The sequence below is a fragment of the Shewanella sp. 38A_GOM-205m genome (assembly GCF_000518445.1).
GTDB lineage: Bacteria > Pseudomonadota > Gammaproteobacteria > Enterobacterales > Shewanellaceae > Shewanella > Shewanella algae.
On sequence record NZ_JADP01000002.1, the window covers coordinates 119904 to 139089 of the forward strand.

Sequence of the window (19186 nt, forward strand, 5' to 3'; positions counted from 1 at the left end):
ATGCAAGCACTGGAGCCATTGAGTTTACCGCTGAGCGGCCGGCGCCTGATTGAGGCCAGTGCCGGAACCGGTAAGACCTACACCATTTCCGGCCTCTATCTGCGCTTATTGCTGGGTGATTTTGAGCGCCCGGGCCTTAGCTGTGAGCAGATCCTGGTGGTCACCTTTACCAACGCCGCCACCGAAGAGCTACGCGACAGAATACGCAAAAGGATCCGCAGCTGTTATCAGCGCTTTATCGGCCTAAGCGTCAAAGACGATTTTATCGAGCAGCTTTATCAGCGCTGCCCGCCAACGCAGCGCGCAACCGCCCTCAAGCAGCTGGATCTGGCGCTCAAGAGTCTGGATGAAGCCGCCATTTTTACCATTCACGGCTTTTGCCAGCGGATCCTCTCGGATATGGCCTTTGAGTCGGCGCTGCTGTTCGAGTCGGAATTTACCCTGGATGACAGTGAATATCTGCGCCAGAGTGTGCGCGATTTCTGGCGCCATGTCTGTTATCGGCTGCCGACAGCGCTGGCGACCGCGATAGCCGCCCATTACGCCACTCCGGATGCGCTGGGGCGCGAATTGAGACCGCTGCTCGGCGCCAGTCAAGCGAGCGCCAACCGCGACCCGGGGAAATTCGACCAATATGCAGAGCAGTTGCAGACTCAGCTCGCAAGGCTGCGACTGAGCTGGCCAAGAGAAAGGGACGCCACCGAGGCCCTGCTCCACAGCCTGCCGCTCAACGGCACCAGCTATGGCAAGCAAGCCGATGGCTACCCCAAACTCACGGCCATGCTGGAGCAGATGGACAACTGGGCCAAGTATCATAAGGGACTGCCGACACCCAAGCTGCTGGACAGCCTGGCTCTCGGGTCACTGAAACTGAGAAAAGGCGGCGAAATCCCCACAGCGCAACAGGCGCCGCTGCTGGCGCAGATAGAAGCGCTCAGAGACAGCGTAGACTCGCTTATTCCGGCATTCCTCTATCAGGCAAGAGCCCAGATAGCCGAGCGTTTTGCCGAGCTCAAGGCCGAGCGCAACCTGCTGAGCCCGGACGATCTGCTGCTGACCCTGGCCAAGGCCATAGGCGGCCTGACCCAGACGGCGCCGGATAGCGGCCTTGCCATCGGCGAGCAGCTCAAGCAGGAGATAGGCAAACGCTTCCCCGTGGCGCTTATCGACGAATTTCAGGATACGGATCCGCTGCAGTTTGCAATTTTCTCCGGCATCTACCCGGCGCAATTGCCACAGCAGGATGCCGGCGCCGAGCCTGAACCCGAGCCTGAGCCAAGTCGAACTCTGTTGATGATAGGCGATCCCAAGCAGGCGATTTACGCCTTTCGCGGCGCCGATATCTATACCTATATCGAGGCCAGGCGCAATACCGCCGATCACTATAATCTGGACACCAACTACCGCTCGGCCAGCAACATGATTGCAGCGGTCAACCGCCTGTTTGCCAACCACAGCGACCCTTTTATCAGTGACGCCATCCCGTTCGAGCCGGTCAAGGCCAAGGACGCCGGCAGCAAACAGCTGCTCGCGCCCGGCACAGACTCGGCGGCGCTGCAGCTCAGGCTGCTCAAGGAAGATCCGGACAAGGGCCTCAACAAGACCCAGGCCCGTAAACTGCTGGCCGAAGATGCCGCCGCCGAAATCGTGCGCCTGCTCAATGCCGCCAATCGCGGCGAGTGTCGCCTCAGTGGCAATGAGCAGCCGCTGCGCGCCCGGGATATCGCCATTTTAGTGCGCGACAGAAATGAAGCCGCCGTCATGCAACAAGCGCTCAATAGCCGCCAGATCGGCGCCGTGTTCCTCAGCCGCGACTCGGTAATGGTCACTGAGGAAGCGCAGGAAATCGCCCTTATCCTCAAGGCGCTCGCCAGCCCCAGGGATGAACGGGCGATTCGCTCGGCACTGGCCTGCCGCTTGCTGGGCTTCAGCGCCAATAAGATCCATGAATTCAACCAATCTGAGACACTGCGCGCCGAGGTGCTCGATACCTTCATGTCGTTGCATGAGCTCTGGAGCCGCCGCGGCATCATGCCGGCGCTGCTCAATCTCGCGGATCACTGGCAGCTGCTGGAACGGCTCGGCCGAGAGGCCAACGCCGAGCGGCGTCTCACCGATTTTCGCCATCTGGCGGAACTGCTGCAGCAAAAATCCACCGAGCTCGAAGGCATGAGCGCCCTGGTCAACTGGTTTGAGCAGGAACTGCTCTCCGGCCAGAGCCGTGAAGAGCAGCAACTGAGGCTCGCCAGCGAACAAAACCTGGTGCAGATAGTCACCATCCACAAGAGTAAGGGGCTGGAATATCCTGTGTGCTTCATCCCCTTTGTCAGTTTGGCCCGCGACGGCAGTCGCCGCCCCTCGCCCATGCTGTACCACAAGGACAATCAATTAGTCTGGGATCTGGACGCCAGTGACGAAGGCTGGGAAGCCTGTAAACGCGAGACGCTGGCCGAAGATCTGCGCCTCTTGTATGTGGCGCTGACCCGGCCCGTATATCGCTGTTATCTGGGGCTGGCCAATCACTGCCGCATGAACAAGACGGGCATCAACAGCTTTTTGAAAGATACCGCCATAGGCTATCTGCTCGGCATTGAAGACAAGGACTGTGACGGCGATAGGTTGCAAAGCGCCGCCGCATCCCTTGCTTGCGAGGCCATCTCCTTGACCGAGATAGACGATGCAGATCCAAGTCACCTTCAAGGCACTGAAAACCACTCCCAAAGCCCACTTTGTGCCCAGGTGCCGGCGGCGCGTCAAGGCGCGCCCTGGCGGGTCGGCAGCTATTCCGGCCTGGTCAAACATCTGCCCCACGAGCGGGTGTTGCCGGGCGCCGGTGATGAGGAGTTTGAAATCGAGCCCGCCTCAGTCTATGAGCCGCAGGATGTCTTGCAGGCCAACCGTTTCAGCTTCGAGCGCGGCGCCAATGCCGGTTCTTTTATGCACCTGGTACTGGAGAAAATCGACTTTACCCAGGCCGAGGAGGAACTCTTGCTGCATCTGCCCCAGGCGATGCAGCAGTACGGCATCGACAGCGATTGGCAAGATATGCTTTATGACTGGTATCGGGATCTGCTTAACGCCGAAATCGCTCTGCCCCAGGGGCAGAGTCTGCGCCTGGGCGACCTCAGCAAGCGCCAAAAGCTGGTGGAGATGGAGTTTTATCTGCCCCTTGGCGGCGATACCCAGCTTATCGATACCGAGCTCAGCCGCTTGCTGGCCAAGCACGGTTATGGCGGTGAACTGCGCTTCGATGCCTTCAAGGGCATGCTCAAGGGGTTTATCGATCTTACCTTTGAATATCAGGGCCGTTTCTACATTGCCGATTATAAATCCAACCATTTGGGGGATGATTTCAGCGATTACCGCCAGGACAAGATGGCCGCAGCCATCAGCGAGCACAGATACGATCTCCAGTACCTGCTCTACAGCCTGGCGCTGCACAGATACCTGAGCCTCAAACTGCCGGACTATTGTTATCAAAGCCATTTCGGCGGCTGCTGTTATCTGTTTTTACGGGGCATGTCCGCAGCCCATCCCGGCGCCGGGGTGTTTGTGGACAGACCGGATGAAGCGGTGATCCTGGCCCTGGATGCCTTACTCAAGGGCGAGTCGCCCTCGAGCGCCCCTCAGTTGGAGTTGAGTCTATGACAGATAGCCCATCCATACTGCACAGCAGCCAAGCTGTTACTGCGCTGCTCAAGCAATGGGAAGAGCAGCGGCTGCTGACGGCGCTCGACCGCCACTTTGCGCTGCAGATGGCCGCCATTCACCGGGAGCCATCGCCGCTATTTCTGCTGCTGTGCGCCCTGCTGAGCCGCCAGTTATCATCGCAGCACGCCTGCCTGCCACTGGGGAGCATAGCGTTTGATAATCCGCTGGCAGAGCCCCACCCCAGTGTGCGCCTCAATACCGACCCGGCAAGCCTTGAGCAGGCGGTGGCCAATTTTGCCGCCGTCGGCGTCCCCGGTGAAGACAAACCCTTGATCCTCGACGCTGGCCGCCTCTACCTCAAACGTTATTATGATTTTGAGTGCCGGGTCGCCCGGCGACTCACCGCCATGGCCGCCACTGAATACCCCGCCACCGACGAAGTGCGGCGCGCACTGGATTGCCTGTTTTTGCCGCCCGCCAGCCATACTGGCCAAGCGACTGATGGTGAAACTCAAACTAATAATGAAAATTCCGGCAAACGTGATTGGCAAAAAGTCGCCACCGCCACCGCCTATTGTCGCCAATTGGCGGTGATCACCGGCGGCCCGGGCACAGGCAAGACCACCACAGTCACCAAGCTACTGATGCTCCTGTGTCTCGGCAGTGAAATGAACATACGTCTGGTGGCCCCCACGGGTAAGGCGGCGGCGCGCCTGACCGAATCGATAAAGGCCTCAAAACAGCGCCTCGCCAAAGAGCTTATGCCCTTTGCCACCGAGCTTGACCTTGGTGCCATAGACAAGATCCCGGAAGAAGCTGCCACTGTGCATCGACTGCTGGGGGTGATCCCCGGCTCGCACAAATTCCGTCATCACCAAGACAACCCGCTGCATCTAGATCTTTTAATAGTCGATGAAGCCTCCATGGTGGACTTGCCTATGATGGACCGGCTGCTCGATGCCCTGCCCGCCAATGCCAGATTGATACTGCTCGGGGATCAGGATCAACTGGCCTCGGTGGAAGCCGGCGCCGTGCTCGCCGATATCTGCGCCGGTTTGCGCCACCAGCAGGACTGGCGCATGCGTTACAGCGCCGAGTTTGCCGCAACCCTGACAAGGCTCACCGGCTTTGACCTCAGCGATTGCATCAATCTCGCCCCCGGCATAGGCAACAATCTTTGTATGCTGCGTCACAGCCACAGATTCCGCGGCGATGCCGGCATAGGCGTGCTGGCCAAGGCGGTCAACCTCAGTGATGGCGCCGCGATAACTGAGGCCTGGAATGGCGGTTATCAGGAGCTTGAGTGGCTGGAAATCGGTAAACAGCAGCAGGGGCTGGCTCAGCTTCTCAGCCAGGCCTGTGAGCACTACCGCGACTATTTGGAAGTGGTGCACAGGCCGGATATCAGCGCCGAGGAGATCATCGCCCGTTACAACCGCTTTCGACTGCTGTGCGCCACCCGTGGCGGCGATTTCGGTGTCGAGGGGATCAATCGGCAACTGACGCAAGTGCTGAAACAGGCCGGACTGATCGCCCCACAACAGGAGTTTTATCCGGGTCGGCCGCTGATCATCCAAAGCAACGATTACAACCTGGGGCTGTTTAACGGCGATATCGGCGTTATTCTGCCCGACCGAGACAGCAACAGGCTGCTGGCGCACTTTATTCAGGCCGACGGCAGTGTGCTCAAGGTGTTGCCGGCGCGTCTTCCCGGCCACGAGACCTGTTTTGCCATGACAGTGCACAAGTCCCAGGGCAGTGAATTTGATTCTGTGGCCTTGGTGTTGCCGCCGAGCCCGAGCCCGGCGCAGCTGCAACTGCTCACCAAGGAGCTGATCTACACCGCCATTACCCGCGCCAAGCAGCATTTTTGCTGCCTGGGCAACAGCTCAGTGTTTGATGGCGCCTGTCGTCGCCTCACTCGCCGGGCTTCAGGGCTGGCCGATAGGCTATGGCAGTGATTGTGGCAGAGATTATGGCTATGGCGGCTTTGGCCGCGACTGGCTGGGACGATAGCGAGAACAGCAACCGGGCCAGATGCCATACGGCCCGCTTCGCTCTGGCGGCAAAATAACCAGATGAGAGCCTTCGTCAGCTGCCGTTATACTCAAGGCCTGTCTAAGCAGGCATAATATCGGCCAAGGTTATTTATCAGGCCGCTCAGTCAGGAGAATTCATGAGCAAAACCCATATCTTGTTACTCTGTGGCGGCGGGGCCGCCGAGCACAGTATCTCTTTGATGTCGGCTGACTATATCGAAAGCTGCCTGGCAAATATTCCCGACATGGAAGTGCTCAGGTTGGAGCTTGACGCCGCCGGCCACTACCACACCAAGCAGGGCCAGGTTTGCGAGCTGACCAATCGCCGTGAAGTGCGCTTTGATGAGGCCGAGCCCAGCTGGCCGGTGGACTATGTGATCCCTTGCATTCACGGCTATCCGGGTGAGACCGGCGATATTCAGTCCTATTTCAATCTGATCAACCTGCCCTATTTCGGTTGCGGCTCCGAACCCAGCAGCAACTGTTTCAACAAGGTCACGGCCAAGATGTGGTTCAGTGCGCTCGGCATCCCCAATACCCCTTATCTATTTCTCAGTGAAGCCGGTGAAGCGGCCAACTGCCGCTGCCGTGAGGCCTTGAATGAATGGGGCTCACTGTTTATCAAGGCGGCATCCCAGGGGTCATCCGTCGGCTGTTACCGGGTGGACAACGGCGATGATATCCCTTCGGTGCTGGAGCAGGCCTTCAGTTACTCCCCTTACGTGGTGGTGGAAAAGACCATCAAGGCCAGGGAGCTGGAAGTGGCCGTATATGAATACCAGGGTGAAGTGATTGCCACAGTGCCGGGTGAAATCATCTGTGCCAACAACACCTTCTACAGCTTCGATGAGAAGTATGATGCCAAGAGCAAGGCGGTGACCAAGGTCGAGGCCGAATTGAGCCAAGCGCAAATCGATACCATACGCGATTATGCCATTCGCGCCTTTAAGGGCATGAAGCTGTCCCACCTGTCGCGTATCGACTTCTTCCTTACCGATGAAGGCGAGATACTGCTCAATGAGATCAATACCTTCCCGGGCATGACACCCATCTCCATGTTCCCCAAGATGCTCAGCAACAATGGCCATGATGTCAGCGAGTGGCTGGTGAGTAACATAAGACGCCAGCTGAGCGAACCGCTCAAGTAAAGCACCCGTCCTGAGCCAAGCTCCAACCGGACCGAAGCACCAACCGGACTGAAGCAAAACCACACCCGCCACTCGCGCGGGTGTTTTTTATCCTGCTAAGCTGACAATAGTTGTGACGGCATGCAAGAGAACTTATGTTCAGTGCGATAGATATAGATCATCTGGTGTTGATCTGTAGCAGTCTCGAAACCAGCCAAGCATTCTATACCCAAGTACTGGGGGCTCGTTTCGAGCGGCGGCTCGACTCCCCTAGCCTGCTGCAACTGAGATTCGGCAACGCCCTTATCGATCTGGTGCCAAGAAGCGATCAACCTTTAGGCCTTAATATGGCGCACTTCTGCCTTAATATTGCCGCCAAGGATGAAGCCTCAGTGCTGCAACACCTGGAGCAACACGGCGTGCACCATGAAGGCTTTTCGGAAAAATACGGCGCCCGGGGTTATAGCCGCTCTATCTATATTTACGATCCCGACGGCAATCAAGTGGAGCTTAAACTCCTGAGTCGGCAACAGGAAAACTGCCAATAAGGCGTTGCTTAATCGTGGATTTTTACTGGTGATTTAACAGATAAAAAAGCGCGCCGGGAAAGTTCGGCGCGCTTTTTCATGAAGCAACAGGCTATGCCCAAAGCTTTGGGCTCAGAAGCCTTCCACTCCCTGCATATCCGGCAGGTGATGGGCTATCCCCTTGTGGCAGTCGATACAGGTCTTCTCACCGCTTGCCAGCGAGGTGGAGTGCATATTGGCCGCTCGCTGTGACTGACGGGTGAAATCCATATACTGGAAGTTATGGCAGTTTCGACACTCCAGCGAGTCGTTGGCCTTGAGTCTGGCCCACTCATGCTCGGCCAATTCACGCCGCTTGGACTCGAACTTCTCCCGGGTATTGATGGTGCCGAACACCTTGCCCCACACCTCTTTGGAAGCCTGCATCTTACGGGCTATTTTGTCGGTCCAATTATGGGGAACATGACAGTCCGGACAGGTCGCCCGCACCCCGCTGCGGTTAGTAAAATGTATGGTGGTCTTCAGCTCCTGATAGACGTTGTTTTCCATCTCGTGGCAACCGATACAAAAAGCCTCCTGGTTGGTGGCTTCCAGGGCAGTGTTGAAACCACCCCAGAAGATGATCCCGGCGACAAAGCCACCCAGGGTCAGAAAACCCAGACTGAAGTGAACACTGGGCCGGTTCAGCACCCGCCATATCTGTTTCAGTTTCTCAAACATAGCGACTCCTAATGGCTGGATGGGTTCTCAGCCCCGGACTTGAGCAAGTGATCCATATCGACAAAGTCATTCTCCACCATCAATCTGGCGTCCAGTTGCGGCACATGGCACTGGGTACAGAAATATCGTCTGGGTGACAGCTCGGCCAGGAAGTTGTTGTCTCTGTCCATATAGTGAGTCACGCTCACCATAGGCGCCTGCGATTCGCCGGTGCGACTGCGGGCATGACAGGACATGCACTTGTTGACCTTAAGATCCAGCTGGTAGCCGTCTATCTTGTGAGGTATGACCGGCGGCTGCATCGGGTAGTTACGGGTCTGTTTGATATCCGTATTTCTCACCTTCTGCATCACAGGTGGCGTCGGTTGGCTATTGAGCGGCGCCTGGCGCAAGGTCGCCACCTTATCTTCGGGAATGCCGGCAGCATTGACGGATAGCGCGGTCATCAGTGCAGCAAAGGCCAACAGGGTATGATTCGATTTCATCTTCTTATCCTCCTCAGGCCTTCATCACTTTCACGGCACACTTCTTGAAATCAGTCTGCTTGGACAGCGGATCTGTGGCATCCAGAGTCACCTTGTTGATCAACTGACTGGCATCGAACCAGGGGACAAACACCAAACCCACCGGCGGCTTGTTGCGGCCGCGGGTTTCCACCCGGGTCAGTATCTCGCCGCGGCGGGACACCACCTTGACCTCATCACCTCGGCGCAGGCCGCGTTTCTTGGCATCATCCGGATGCATAAAGCACACGGCATCCGGGAAGGCGCGATAGAGCTCGGGTACCCTCTGGGTCATGGAGCCTGAGTGCCAATGCTCCAGCACCCGCCCGGTGGAGAGCCAAAGATCATATTCGGCATCCGGGGATTCTGCCGCCGGCTCGTATGGCAGCGCGAAGATAACCGCCTTGCCGTCTTTTTTGCCATAAAACTCAAAGCCCTTGCCGGGTTTAACGTAAGGATCCGAGCCCTCACGGTAGCGCCAGAGGGTTTCTTTGCCGTCAACCACAGGCCAGCGCAAACCATGGGCCTGGTGGTACATTTCAAAGGGAGCCAAGTCATGGCCGTGACCACGGCCAAAGGTGGCGTATTCTTCAAAAAGCCCTTTTTGCACATAGAAACCAAAGTGCTTGGCTTCGTCGTTCAGGTACTTGTTATCGCTTTCACTGAGAGGGAACTTATTAACATTGCCGTTCTGATACAGCACTTCATACAAGGTCTTGCCCTTGTATTCGGGATTGGCCGCCAATACAGCCTCGGACCAGACTTCGTCTGTGGTAAAGCGCTTGGAGAACTCCAGCAACTGCCAGAGATCAGAGCGCGACTGTCCGGGCGCTGTCACCAACTGGTGCCAGAACTGGGTGCGGCGCTCGGCGTTACCATAGGCGCCCTCTTTCTCCACCCACATGGCAGTGGGCAAAATGAGATCCGCGGCCTGGGTGGTAACCGTTGGGTAAGCATCGGACACCACAATAAAGTTTTCCGGGTTACGGTATCCGGGCAAGCCTTCTTCGTTGATATTGGGGCCGGCCTGCATATTGTTATTCACCTGCACCCAGTAGCAGTTGAGATCGCCATCTTTCAGGCGCCGGTTCTGCTCTACCGCGTGGTAGCCTGGCTTGGGCGGAATGATCCCGGAAGGGATTTTCCAGATGGTCTCGGCAATCTTGCGGTGCTCTGGATTATTCACCACCAGATCCGCCGGCAAGCGATGGGAGAAGGTGCCCACTTCCCGCGCAGTACCGCAGGCTGAAGGTTGACCTGTGAGTGAAAACGGGCTGTTGCCCGGGGTGGCTATTTTGCCGGTCAGCAAATGGATATTGTAGATAAGGTTGTTACACCAAACCCCGCGGGTATGCTGGTTAAAGCCCATGGTCCAGAAGGAGGTCACCTTCACCTCGGGATCGGCGTAGAGTTTCGCCAGCTCCAGCAATTTATGCTCGGGTACGCCCGAGAGCTTGCTGACCTTCTCCAGGCTGTAATCGGCGACAAACGCCTTGAACTGATCGAAGTCCATTGGGGTCGATTCACCGGCGGTGGCCACGTTCTTGGCTTTTTGCTGCAACGGATGTGAGGGCCGCAGGCCATAGCCGATATCGGTTGTACCTCTGCGGAAGTTCACATGCTTGTTGACGAAGTCCCAATTAACCTTGTCATTACTGATGATGTAGTTGGCGACATAGTTGAGAATGGCCAGATCGGTTTGCGGCGTGAAGACAATCGGCAAGTCGGCCAAATCAAAGCTTCTGTGCTCGAAGGTGGACATCACAGAGACTTTTACATGGGGCGCGCTGAGGCGTCTGTCTGTGACCCGGCTCCAGAGGATTGGGTGCATCTCGGCCATGTTGGAGCCCCAAAGCACAAAGGCGTCGGCAGCTTCAATATCGTTGTAGCAGCCCATGGGCTCATCCATGCCAAAGGTACGCATAAAGCCGCCCACGGCCGAGGCCATACAGTGACGGGCGTTGGGATCGATATTGTTGGAGCCGAAACCCGCCTTCATCAGCTTGGAAGCGGCATAACCTTCCCAAACCGTCCACTGACCTGAACCAAACATGCCTACCGCCGTCGGCCCTTTGGTCTTGATGGTGTGCTTCCACTTCTCGGCCATAATGTCAAAGGCCTGATCCCAACTGATAGGGGTAAATTCACCATGCTTGTCGTATTTGCCGTCTGTCATCCGCAGCATGGGAGTCTGCAGCCTGTCATGGCCATACATGATCTTCGACAGGAAGTAGCCTTTAATGCAGTTGAGGCCGCGGTTGACCTCACTGTTGGCATCGCCATGGGTCGCCACGACCCGGCCTTCGCGGGTGGCCACCATCACAGAGCAGCCAGTACCGCAAAAGCGGCACGGCGCCTTGTTCCAATCTAACTGGGTGTGTTCTGAACTGGTGATCAGGTTGCTGGCGGTGGCAGGTAAAGCCAATCCGGCGACCCCGGCTGCCGCCATGGCGGCATTGGCCTTCATGAATTCGCGTCTGTTCATTTTCATTGCTCTTCCTCTTCGAGCTGTTCACACTGGTGATACACCATAGCGGTGGAGATCACACCCTTGAGGGCATTGATCTTGTCCATGGTGGCGAGGATCGCCTGTTCGGTCGGGCCTTCCAGCACCACAACCAGTTTGCTTTCATCGTTAACCGACAACTCGGCATTGCCGAATGACAGAATTTGCTGACGAACGCTGGCCATCTTGGGTGGCATCACCTGAAGGATCAGGCTGCTGACATGTAATTCCCTACTCATCTCGTTCCCCTGTTTTAAGGACTCTCGTTATGCTGGCGTTAACCGGCTCCCGGTGGACCGGTTAAAATTTGACTGAACCAGATGGCAAAGCCCAGACCGCTGACCAGTAAAACCGACAGCAGGGGTGCCAAAAAAACCGTCAGGAAGATAAATATCTTCAGCTCCAGACGTTTTTCATCAGTACTCGGTGTCTCGCTCATGGCTCCTCCCTAGGCGCTATGAAGATGGCTTGCTGCTGTGCTGTTCCAGGGCAACGGCCGCCAAGCCAGGCAGATTAAAGCCGCCTTTGAAATGCAACTTGTTTTTCGGTTTCAATCATAAAGGCAAAGTGTTAACAAACTGTATACCCCCAAGTTGGTAAACACCTGATGCCGTTGATCTGGATCATATAAATAGCCGGCAAAAGACGGATATCACAGATTTCAACCGCCTCAATCGATTGTAATTTCGACATTTTCCGTTTTTAGCTATTCAGGCTTACATGAAATACAGCAAAGAAGTGGCTATTTCGCCAATAAAGAGAGGTCAAAAAACCAACGAAATAAGCAAAATATCCATTAGGGAGTAGAGCCCAGCCTGGGCAGGCTTCAAAGGCATAGATCGACAATCAAGGGCGAAACAGAATCCTGTTCTATGTCACAGAACTCAGTAAAAACAGTATCTTGCAGTTGAAGCAACTAGCGTGGAGCCTTAGCATTATCATGCATTTTAGTTAAGTCTTTTAATTTCAGGGCAGACTTCACACGTCTGATTGTACGTCGCCCAACCAAGGAGAGCCTTTAGTGAATCCCTTCCCCCACTCTGCTGCCACACTCCCCATTTTGCTCGGCCTGAGCCTGTCATTTTCCGTTGTCGCAGCAGACAAAACATCGAGCCTGCAATATCAGACCTGGGCCCAAACCGCCGAAGAACTGCAGCGGGAAGATATGCTTGAGAAAAACCCCGCCAGCGTCATCCTCTGGGCTGGCTCGGCTTATGCCGAGGAGTACCATAGCCCCAGAGGGCATCACTTTGCCGTCGCCGATGTCAGCCATAGTCTACGCAGTGGTGTTAGCCCCAAGGCTGGTGAAACAGCCCTGTCGGCCAGCTGTTGGACCTGTAAGACGCCGGATGCGCCCAGGCTGATGAAAGAGCTGGGCGTCGAAGGCTTCTCGGCCAAGAGCTTTGCCGAGCTGGGTCCGGAAATCCAAAACCCTGTGTACTGCTCCGATTGCCATACCCAGGGTTCAACTGAACTGACACTGCCACGACCTCATGCCCAGGACGCCATGGCCAAAGTGCACAAACCCTTTGGTGAACAAAATCAGTCGATGCAGCAATCACAGGTTTGCGGCCAGTGCCATGTCACTTACTACTTTCAGCCTGAGCGTCAGGACAAGGTCAATATTCCCTGGATCTTCGGCAACAGCGCCGATGAGATAGAAAAGTATTATGATGCCCGGCAGTTTTTCGAGTGGGTGCACCCTGTATCGAGAACGCCGCTGGTGAAGGCGCGCCATCCCGAGTTTGAACATTGGAATCGCAGCGCCCACGCCAAGGCTGGTATCAGTTGTGTCACCTGTCATATGACCCAGGAAACCAGCGCCGACGGCAAATCTTTCACCAACCACAAGATAACCAACCATCTGCCGGACTTTGAAGGGGCCAATTGCAGCAGTTGTCACCAGAGTCAGCAGCAAATTACCCAGCTGATTACCGACAACAAGGCGCTGCTGGAAGCCAAGGCGCAGCAATTACAGGAACTGCTTATCAAGGCCCATTATGAAGCCGGCGCCGCCTGGAAGGCAGGGGCCCAATGGCAACAGATAGGGTATGCCATCATGGGGATACGCCATGCACAGTGGCGCTGGGACTTTGCCATGTCATCCCACGGTATTCACGCCCACAACGCCAAAGAGGGTGAAGCCTTGCTGGACAGGGGCTTAGAGCAGATCCGTGCTGCCAGAGAGATATTGAGCAAGCTGAATGCCGACCTTGGCGTAACCCGAGTCGATTATCCGGACTACAGTACCAAGGCCAAGGCGCAGGCTGCCATAGGCGTAGAGCTGGAGAAGCTGACCGAGGAGAAGCAAGCCTTCATCGAGACTGAAGTGAAAAAACATTGGTCCAAGGCTGCAAACTTCGGCTATTGAGCAGCAAGGTGAACAATAGCCGCGGTGGGAAATATGGCCGTTTACCAGGCGGGCACCAGCAGGCACTGTGTGTACTCTGGCTGTGCTCTGGGCCCGCCTGGTTTTTATCGCATCCACTTTAGGAGCCAGCTGCAGCTGTCCAGTTAAAACTGCTGCAACTGGTTGAGGATGCGCTTTTCCGATATCGGATAAGCAGTGCCCAGACTCTGGGCAAAACAGCTGACCCTGTACTCTTCCAGCATCCAGTGCACCTCGGCCAGCGCCTCCGGTACCGCCTGGCTACGCGGCACCTTGGCAAGCGCGGCCTTGAACTCTGTCTCGGCGTTGTGAATGCTGTGCAGGTGCAAACGGTCACGGTTGGGATCCACCGGCAGCTTGTCCAGGCGCAGCTCAATCGCCTTGAGATAGCGGATCAGATCCCCAAGACGGCGCCAACCGGAAGCTTCAACAAATCCCTTGAACACCAGGGCATCCAATTGGCTTTGAATATCACTCATGGCAAAAGCGATATCCAGGCTGATTTTGCCCTTGAGACGTTTACGGATCTTCTGGTGCAAAGTCAAAATCTGCTCCACCTTAAGGGCGATGGCCGCTGCGGTTTCATTGAGTTCGGCCCTGACTATCTCCTTGGCTTTGGCAAAGTCATCGGCGCTTCGGACATCCAACTGCTGCTCATCCAAAAGCTGCTGAATTGCCGCGGCAATAATGTCATCTATCAGTATCTGCACCTGGCCGAACGGATTGAAATACATCGCCAGTTTGGCCTTGTTGGGCAAGGCCTGCTGTAGATGTTTCACCGGCGACGGAATATTGATAAGCAGCAGCTTTCTCAGCCCTTGTCTGTGTTGGGAAAGCGCCTGCTGTTCGTCATCAAATAATTTGATAGAAACTGTATCGCCGGCATCCACCAAGGCGGGGAACGCCTTCACCTCATAGCTGCCTTTGCGGCTTTGATATTCTTTTGGCAGGTCGCCAAAGCTCCATTCGGTCAGGGCGTTTTGCTCTATACCCTTGTCGGCAACCTTGCGTATCGCTTGGTTCACCTGCCCCTGCAATGATGCCTTGAGGCTGTCGAGATCCCGGCTCTGAGCCAGGAGTTTGCCCTTATCGTCTTCCACCTTGAAGTTCATCTTCAGATGGTCGGCAATGGCGTTGAGATCGAAATCCTCCGGATTGACACGGGTGCCACTCATTCTCAGCAGCTGTTTGCACAGGGAGAGCAACAAAGGCTGGGCAAAAGGTTCCATCGCCTGCACACAGGCGCGGGCATAATCCGGCGCCGGCACAAAATTGCGCCGCAGCGGTTTGGGCAAGGACTTGATCAGGGCAACACACTTCTCCTCCCTGAGCCCCGGCACCTGCCAGTCAAAATCGGTTTCATCCAACTGATTGAGCAGCGCCACCGGAATAAGCACAGAGACGCCGTCATCCTCGGCCGCCGGTTCAAAATGGTAACTCAGCTTGAGGCTGAGATTGCCCTGCTGCCAGCTGTCGGGGAAGTCCAATGCCGATACATGGGTGTCATCCCTTTGCATCAAGAGTTCGCGGCTGAAATTGAGCAGCTCAGGGGTCTCTTTTCTGGCCTGTTTCCACCAGGTGTTGAATTTGGGCTGGTTGTATATCCCTTGTGGAATTCGTTCATCGTAGAAGGCGAACAAGGCGTCTGTATCCACCAGAATGTCGCGCCGCCGCGATTTGTGTTCGAGATCTTCCACCTCTTCGAGCAACGCCTGGTTGGCCTTGAAGAAGGCTTCATTGCAGCGCAGCTCACCCTCGGCCAGAGCCGAGCGAATAAAGATTTCCCGGGCCTTAACCGGCTCCAGCGGGCCAAACTGTACCCGGCGGCGGTTGACTATGGTGAGGCCATAGAGCACCTGATTTTCCAGGGCGATCACACTGCCCTGTTTGGCTTCGAAATGGGGCTCGTTGTGCTGCTTCTTGACCAGATGCGCCGCCAGAGACTCGAGCCATACAGGGTCTATACGGGCGCAGGTACGGGCGAACAGGCGTGATGTTTCGGTAAGCTCGGCCGCCATAATCCACTTGGGGCCCTTCTTGGCCAGCGGCGAGCCGGGAAACACAAAGAAGCGCCGGTTGCGGGCCCCCAGATACTCGTTGTCTTTATCCTTGAAGCCGATATGGCTCAGCAGCCCCGAAAGCAGCGCCTGGTGCAGCGGTTCATATTCGGCGGCCTGACTGTTGAGGCGCCACTTGAGGTCGTGCACACTCTGACGCAGCTGGGCATAGAGATCCTGCCATTCGCGAATACGCAAATAGGCCAAATACTCGGCCTTCACCTGCTTGCGGAACTGGCTGGATGACAGGCTCTTCTGCTGCTCTTTGAGGTACTGCCACAGATTGAGCCAGGCAACAAAGTCGGAGTCTTTATCGGCAAAACGGCGATGGGCCTCATCGGCGGCCTGTTTCTTCTCATGAGGCCGCTCGCGGGGATCCTGAATCGATAACCCGGCAACAATCACCATCACCTCATGCAGACAACCCAGCTTGTTGGCCTCAAGCACCATGCGGGCCAGGCGGGGATCGACCGGGATCTTCGCCAGATCGCGCCCGAGCGGGGTCAGTTTCAGCGCCCCTTTGTGCTTGCTCACCGCCTGCAACTCTTCTAGCAGCAGGAAACCGTCGCGGATATGGCGCGGATCCGGTGGCTGAATGAAGGGGAAACCCTCAATGTCACCCAAGCCTATGGCCAACATCTGCAGGATCACGGATGCCAGGTTGGTGCGCAGAATTTCAGGATCGGTAAACTCCGGCCGATTGATAAAGTCCTGTTCGTCATAGAGACGAATACAGATCCCCGGTCCAACCCGGCCGCAACGTCCCTGGCGTTGATTGGCACTGGCCTGGGAGATGGGCTCAATCGGCAAACGTTGCACCTTGGTGCGATAGCTGTAGCGGCTTATCCTGGCAGTACCAGGGTCGATAACATAGCGGATCCCGGGCACAGTCAGCGAGGTTTCGGCCACGTTGGTGGCCAATACAATGCGCCGCCCTGGATGCGGTTTGAATACCTTGGACTGCTCGCCGTATGACAAACGGGCATAAAGCGGCAAGATCTCGGTATCGCGCAGGTTACGCTTTTTCAGCTGCTCGGCGGTATCGCGGATTTCGCGCTCGCCGTTCATGAAAATCAGAATGTCCCCCGGGCCTTCGCGACAGAGTTCATCAACGGCGGCAAAGATGCCGTCCATCAGATCCAAGTCGGCGTCGTCATCCTGCAACAGGGGGCGATAGCGGGTTTCCACCGGATAGGTGCGGCCGGACACTTCCACCACGGGCGCATTGTCAAAATGCCTGGAAAAGCGCTCCACATCTATGGTGGCCGAGGTGATGATCAACTTGAGATCCGGGCGCTTTTGCAAAATTTGCTTCAGATAACCCAGAATAAAGTCGATGTTGAGACTGCGCTCATGGGCCTCGTCTATGATGAGGCAGTCATACTGACTGAGCCATTTATCCGATGCCAGTTCTGCCAGCAGGATACCGTCTGTCATCAACTTGATATAGGAGTCCTGGGAAACCGCATCGGCGAAACGAACCTTAAAACCCACCGCCTGACCCAGCTCTGTCTTGAGTTCATCGGCAACCCGGCTGGCCACGCTGCGGGCCGCCAGCCGTCTGGGCTGAGTGTGGCCAATCAGACCACGGCTGCCAAGCCCTAAGTCGAGACAGATTTTGGGCAGCTGAGTGGTCTTGCCCGAGCCGGTCTCACCGGCCACTATCACCACCTGATGATTGATGATGGCCGAGGCGATTTCATCGCGCTTTTGTGACACCGGCAGCTCATCCGGATACTCGATGACAGGTCTGTCTGCCAGCCTTTGCTGCGCCCTTTCATAAGCCTGCAGCGCGGCTTCACTGAGCTCGGCGAGTTTTTGCTGTTTGGCTTCTGAGTCGGGGCTTTTTTTCAAGCGAAACAAGCTGCGGCGAATGCGCGCCGCATCGGCCTGAAAGCAGAGATCCAGATATTCGCGGGAGAGTGGGTGCAGCTTAGCGTTCAAAACCTGTGTCCATTGGGATCAAAAACGGCGATCCTAACAAGGATACGCCGTCTTGGGTATGCTTACTGACTGATAACGCCCAAATTTCAGTCAAATCAAGCGTTGTTGTCAGGCCGGAGTCAAATAACACTGCTGCATATAGATGTTCATGGCCTTGAGCACATTGGTACGGTTGATGGTTCCCACCACCCGGCCATCTTCCACCACTGGGTATATTTTCGGTTTCTGCCCCAGCATCTGCTCGGCCAGCTGTAATATGCTGTCATCCGGCCTGACCCAAAGAACATCGGCGCGCATGCAGTCGCGCACCACGGCGGTCAAATCGCAGTGATAACTGCTCTTGAGCATGGCGGCCATGCAGTCTTGCTGTGACAAAAAGCCCACCAGGCTTCCTGCTGCATCCACCACGGGAGCCCCGCCCTTATTGGCCTCAAGCAGTTTTTCCACCGCAGTGGCTATCGACATATCCGCCTTCAGCAGCACAGGCTGACGGTCCATATGATCACGTATTTTTATCGAATCCATAGCTTTCCCCAAGTTCAAAACGGCTTCATTGTTCAGTGTAGCCAATATTTTGCCCTTGGGGTTCAAGGCAGCAGCGATTGCCTCAATCCAAAATTTTAGTTATCCCGCCAGATCATCACTTCCGCCGCTTGATTGCTCTTGCGCCAGGCACGGTACATACCTTCGGTGTTGAACGGCGTTGCCACATTGCCCCTTTGGTCAATGGCAATCACCCCGCCACTGCCGCCGGCAGAGATCAGCCGCTGGTTGATCACTTCATCGGCAGCCTGCAAAATCGATTTTTGCTGATACTTGGCCCTGGCGCAGATATCGCCGGCCACATGGAAACGGATAAAGTACTCACCGTGGCCGGTCGCCGAAACGGCGCAGACACCGTTCTCGGCATAAGTGCCGGCACCTATCACAGGTGAATCACCGATGCGGCCATAACGTTTGGCTGTCATGCCGCCGGTCGAGGTCCCGGCTGCCAGGTTGCCCTGCTTATCCAATGCCACTGCGCCAACGGTACCGAACTTGTAATCAAGATCCAGAGGGCTAAGACGCGCCTGAAAGTCTTTATTGGCTTCGGCGGTGTTGATTTTGGCCTTGGCATCGAGAAGCTGCTGATAGCGCGCTTCGCTGTCAAAGCGATTGCCGGGCACCAGCTCCATTCCCAACGTCAGGGCGAACTCTTCGGCGCCCGCCCCCGAGAGCATCACGTGCTCTGACTTGTCCATCACGGCTCTGGCGAGATCAATTGGATGACGTATATGTTTAACCCCGGCCACTGCACCGGCATTCATGCTCTTGCCGTCCATAATGGAGGCATCCAGTTCATGAGCACCATCAAAGGTATACACTGCGCCGACTCCGGCATTAAACAAGGGACTGTCTTCCAGCACTCTGATGGCAGCCTGCACCGCCTCCATGCTGGCGCCGCCCTTATCCAGCACCTTATAACCGGCATTGACGGCTTCAGTCAGCTTGTCGCGGTAGGCTTTTTGCTGCTCTTCAGTCAAGGCCGCCTTGGAAATGGTACCGGCGCCACCATGAATGGCAATCGCAAAAGGAGCCTCGGCCGCCCAGGCCGGCAGCAACCCAGGTAACAGGAGTCCCAGGCTCAGGGCAAGAGTTTTTATTTTTGTTTTCATTGTATTGCTTCCATATTAACGACTGCTGCCTTTGTAACCATTTTATGCCTGGATGGCAATCTGTTACT

At 56.0% G+C, this 19186-nt stretch carries 13 protein-coding genes; 5 read left to right on the forward strand and 8 right to left on the reverse strand.

From position 1 onward, the window contains the following. The 4 genes from recB (at position 1) to N512_RS0102310 (ending at position 7365) form a co-directional block, all read left to right on the forward strand. A complete protein-coding gene (gene recB, locus N512_RS0102290) occupies positions 1–3648 on the forward strand; it encodes an exodeoxyribonuclease V subunit beta (protein ID WP_051472613.1) in 3648 nt (1215 codons plus the stop codon). Then, positions 3645–5612 (forward strand): exodeoxyribonuclease V subunit alpha, encoded by a 1968-nt coding sequence (gene recD, locus N512_RS0102295; RefSeq protein WP_081737065.1) that lies wholly within the window; start codon positions 3645–3647, stop codon positions 5610–5612. The genes recB and recD overlap by 4 nt, the downstream gene beginning before the upstream one ends. Positions 5613–5827: 215 nt before the next feature. Next, on the forward strand, positions 5828–6838 hold the full coding sequence (locus N512_RS0102305; RefSeq protein WP_028779280.1) for a D-alanine--D-alanine ligase: 1011 nt from the start codon (positions 5828–5830) through the stop codon (positions 6836–6838). A 134-nt stretch (positions 6839–6972) separates the two neighbouring features. Beyond that, positions 6973–7365 carry a VOC family protein gene (locus N512_RS0102310; RefSeq protein WP_028779281.1) on the forward strand — a complete coding sequence of 131 codons (393 nt, stop codon included), beginning with the start codon at positions 6973–6975 and terminating at the stop codon, positions 7363–7365. Between the two features lie 111 nt (positions 7366–7476). Here N512_RS0102310 and N512_RS0102315 read toward each other — a convergent pair whose 3' ends face one another. Genes N512_RS0102315 through N512_RS0102335 form a run of 5 tightly spaced genes read right to left on the reverse strand, consistent with a single transcriptional unit; the run spans position 7477 to position 11512 of the window. Further along, complete coding sequence (locus N512_RS0102315) at positions 7477–8064, reverse strand: cytochrome c3 family protein (protein ID WP_025009645.1); 588 nt, start codon at positions 8062–8064, stop codon at positions 7477–7479. A gap of 8 nt (positions 8065–8072) precedes the next feature. Continuing rightward, positions 8073–8549 (reverse strand): nitrate reductase cytochrome c-type subunit, encoded by a 477-nt coding sequence (locus N512_RS0102320; protein ID WP_025888064.1) that lies wholly within the window; start codon positions 8547–8549, stop codon positions 8073–8075. Positions 8550–8562: 13 nt separating this feature from the next. Next, complete coding sequence (gene napA, locus N512_RS0102325; protein ID WP_028779282.1) at positions 8563–11052, reverse strand: nitrate reductase catalytic subunit NapA; 2490 nt, start codon at positions 11050–11052, stop codon at positions 8563–8565. Positions 11053–11054: 2 nt separating this feature from the next. Next, positions 11055–11312, reverse strand: coding sequence for a chaperone NapD (locus tag N512_RS0102330; protein WP_025009644.1), 258 nt, complete (start codon positions 11310–11312; stop codon positions 11055–11057). Between the two features lie 38 nt (positions 11313–11350). Further along, positions 11351–11512: a nitrate reductase gene (locus N512_RS0102335; RefSeq protein ID WP_025009643.1), complete on the reverse strand. Its 162-nt coding sequence runs from the start codon at positions 11510–11512 to the stop codon at positions 11351–11353. A gap of 618 nt (positions 11513–12130) precedes the next feature. Between N512_RS0102335 and N512_RS22045 the strand changes: the two genes are divergently transcribed. Beyond that, positions 12131–13444 (forward strand): ammonia-forming cytochrome c nitrite reductase subunit c552, encoded by a 1314-nt coding sequence (locus N512_RS22045; protein WP_037474013.1) that lies wholly within the window; start codon positions 12131–12133, stop codon positions 13442–13444. 143 nt (positions 13445–13587) lie between these two features. On the opposite strand, the gene hrpA is transcribed toward N512_RS22045, so the two are convergent. From hrpA to N512_RS0102360, 3 genes are all read right to left on the reverse strand, one after another. Then, positions 13588–17463, reverse strand: a complete 3876-nt coding sequence (gene hrpA / locus N512_RS0102350; protein WP_028779283.1) for an ATP-dependent RNA helicase HrpA — start codon at positions 17461–17463, stop codon at positions 13588–13590. 108 nt (positions 17464–17571) lie between these two features. After that, positions 17572–17988, reverse strand: coding sequence for a CBS domain-containing protein (locus N512_RS0102355; RefSeq protein WP_028779284.1), 417 nt, complete (start codon positions 17986–17988; stop codon positions 17572–17574). A gap of 95 nt (positions 17989–18083) precedes the next feature. Beyond that, a complete protein-coding gene (locus tag N512_RS0102360) occupies positions 18084–19118 on the reverse strand; it encodes an isoaspartyl peptidase/L-asparaginase family protein (RefSeq protein WP_028779285.1) in 1035 nt (344 codons plus the stop codon). Between the last annotated feature and the right edge of the window lie 68 nt (positions 19119–19186).

What these genes read in the sequence shown, in the direction of transcription:
- napA (WP_028779282.1), bottom strand. Translation starts at nt 11,052, where the DNA reads ATGAACAGACGCGAATTCATGAAGGCCAATGCCGCCATGGCGGCAGCC.
- N512_RS0102330 (WP_025009644.1), bottom strand. Translation starts at nt 11,312, where the DNA reads ATGAGTAGGGAATTACATGTCAGCAGCCTGATCCTTCAGGTGATGCCA.
- N512_RS0102355 (WP_028779284.1), bottom strand. Translation starts at nt 17,988, where the DNA reads ATGGATTCGATAAAAATACGTGATCATATGGACCGTCAGCCTGTGCTG.
- N512_RS0102320 (WP_025888064.1), bottom strand. Translation starts at nt 8,549, where the DNA reads ATGAAATCGAATCATACCCTGTTGGCCTTTGCTGCACTGATGACCGCG.
- N512_RS0102360 (WP_028779285.1), bottom strand. Translation starts at nt 19,118, where the DNA reads ATGAAAACAAAAATAAAAACTCTTGCCCTGAGCCTGGGACTCCTGTTA.
- recB (WP_051472613.1), top strand. Translation starts at nt 1, where the DNA reads ATGCAAGCACTGGAGCCATTGAGTTTACCGCTGAGCGGCCGGCGCCTG.
- N512_RS0102310 (WP_028779281.1), top strand. Translation starts at nt 6,973, where the DNA reads ATGTTCAGTGCGATAGATATAGATCATCTGGTGTTGATCTGTAGCAGT.
- N512_RS0102315 (WP_025009645.1), bottom strand. Translation starts at nt 8,064, where the DNA reads ATGTTTGAGAAACTGAAACAGATATGGCGGGTGCTGAACCGGCCCAGT.
- N512_RS0102305 (WP_028779280.1), top strand. Translation starts at nt 5,828, where the DNA reads ATGAGCAAAACCCATATCTTGTTACTCTGTGGCGGCGGGGCCGCCGAG.
- N512_RS0102335 (WP_025009643.1), bottom strand. Translation starts at nt 11,512, where the DNA reads ATGAGCGAGACACCGAGTACTGATGAAAAACGTCTGGAGCTGAAGATA.
- recD (WP_081737065.1), top strand. Translation starts at nt 3,645, where the DNA reads ATGACAGATAGCCCATCCATACTGCACAGCAGCCAAGCTGTTACTGCG.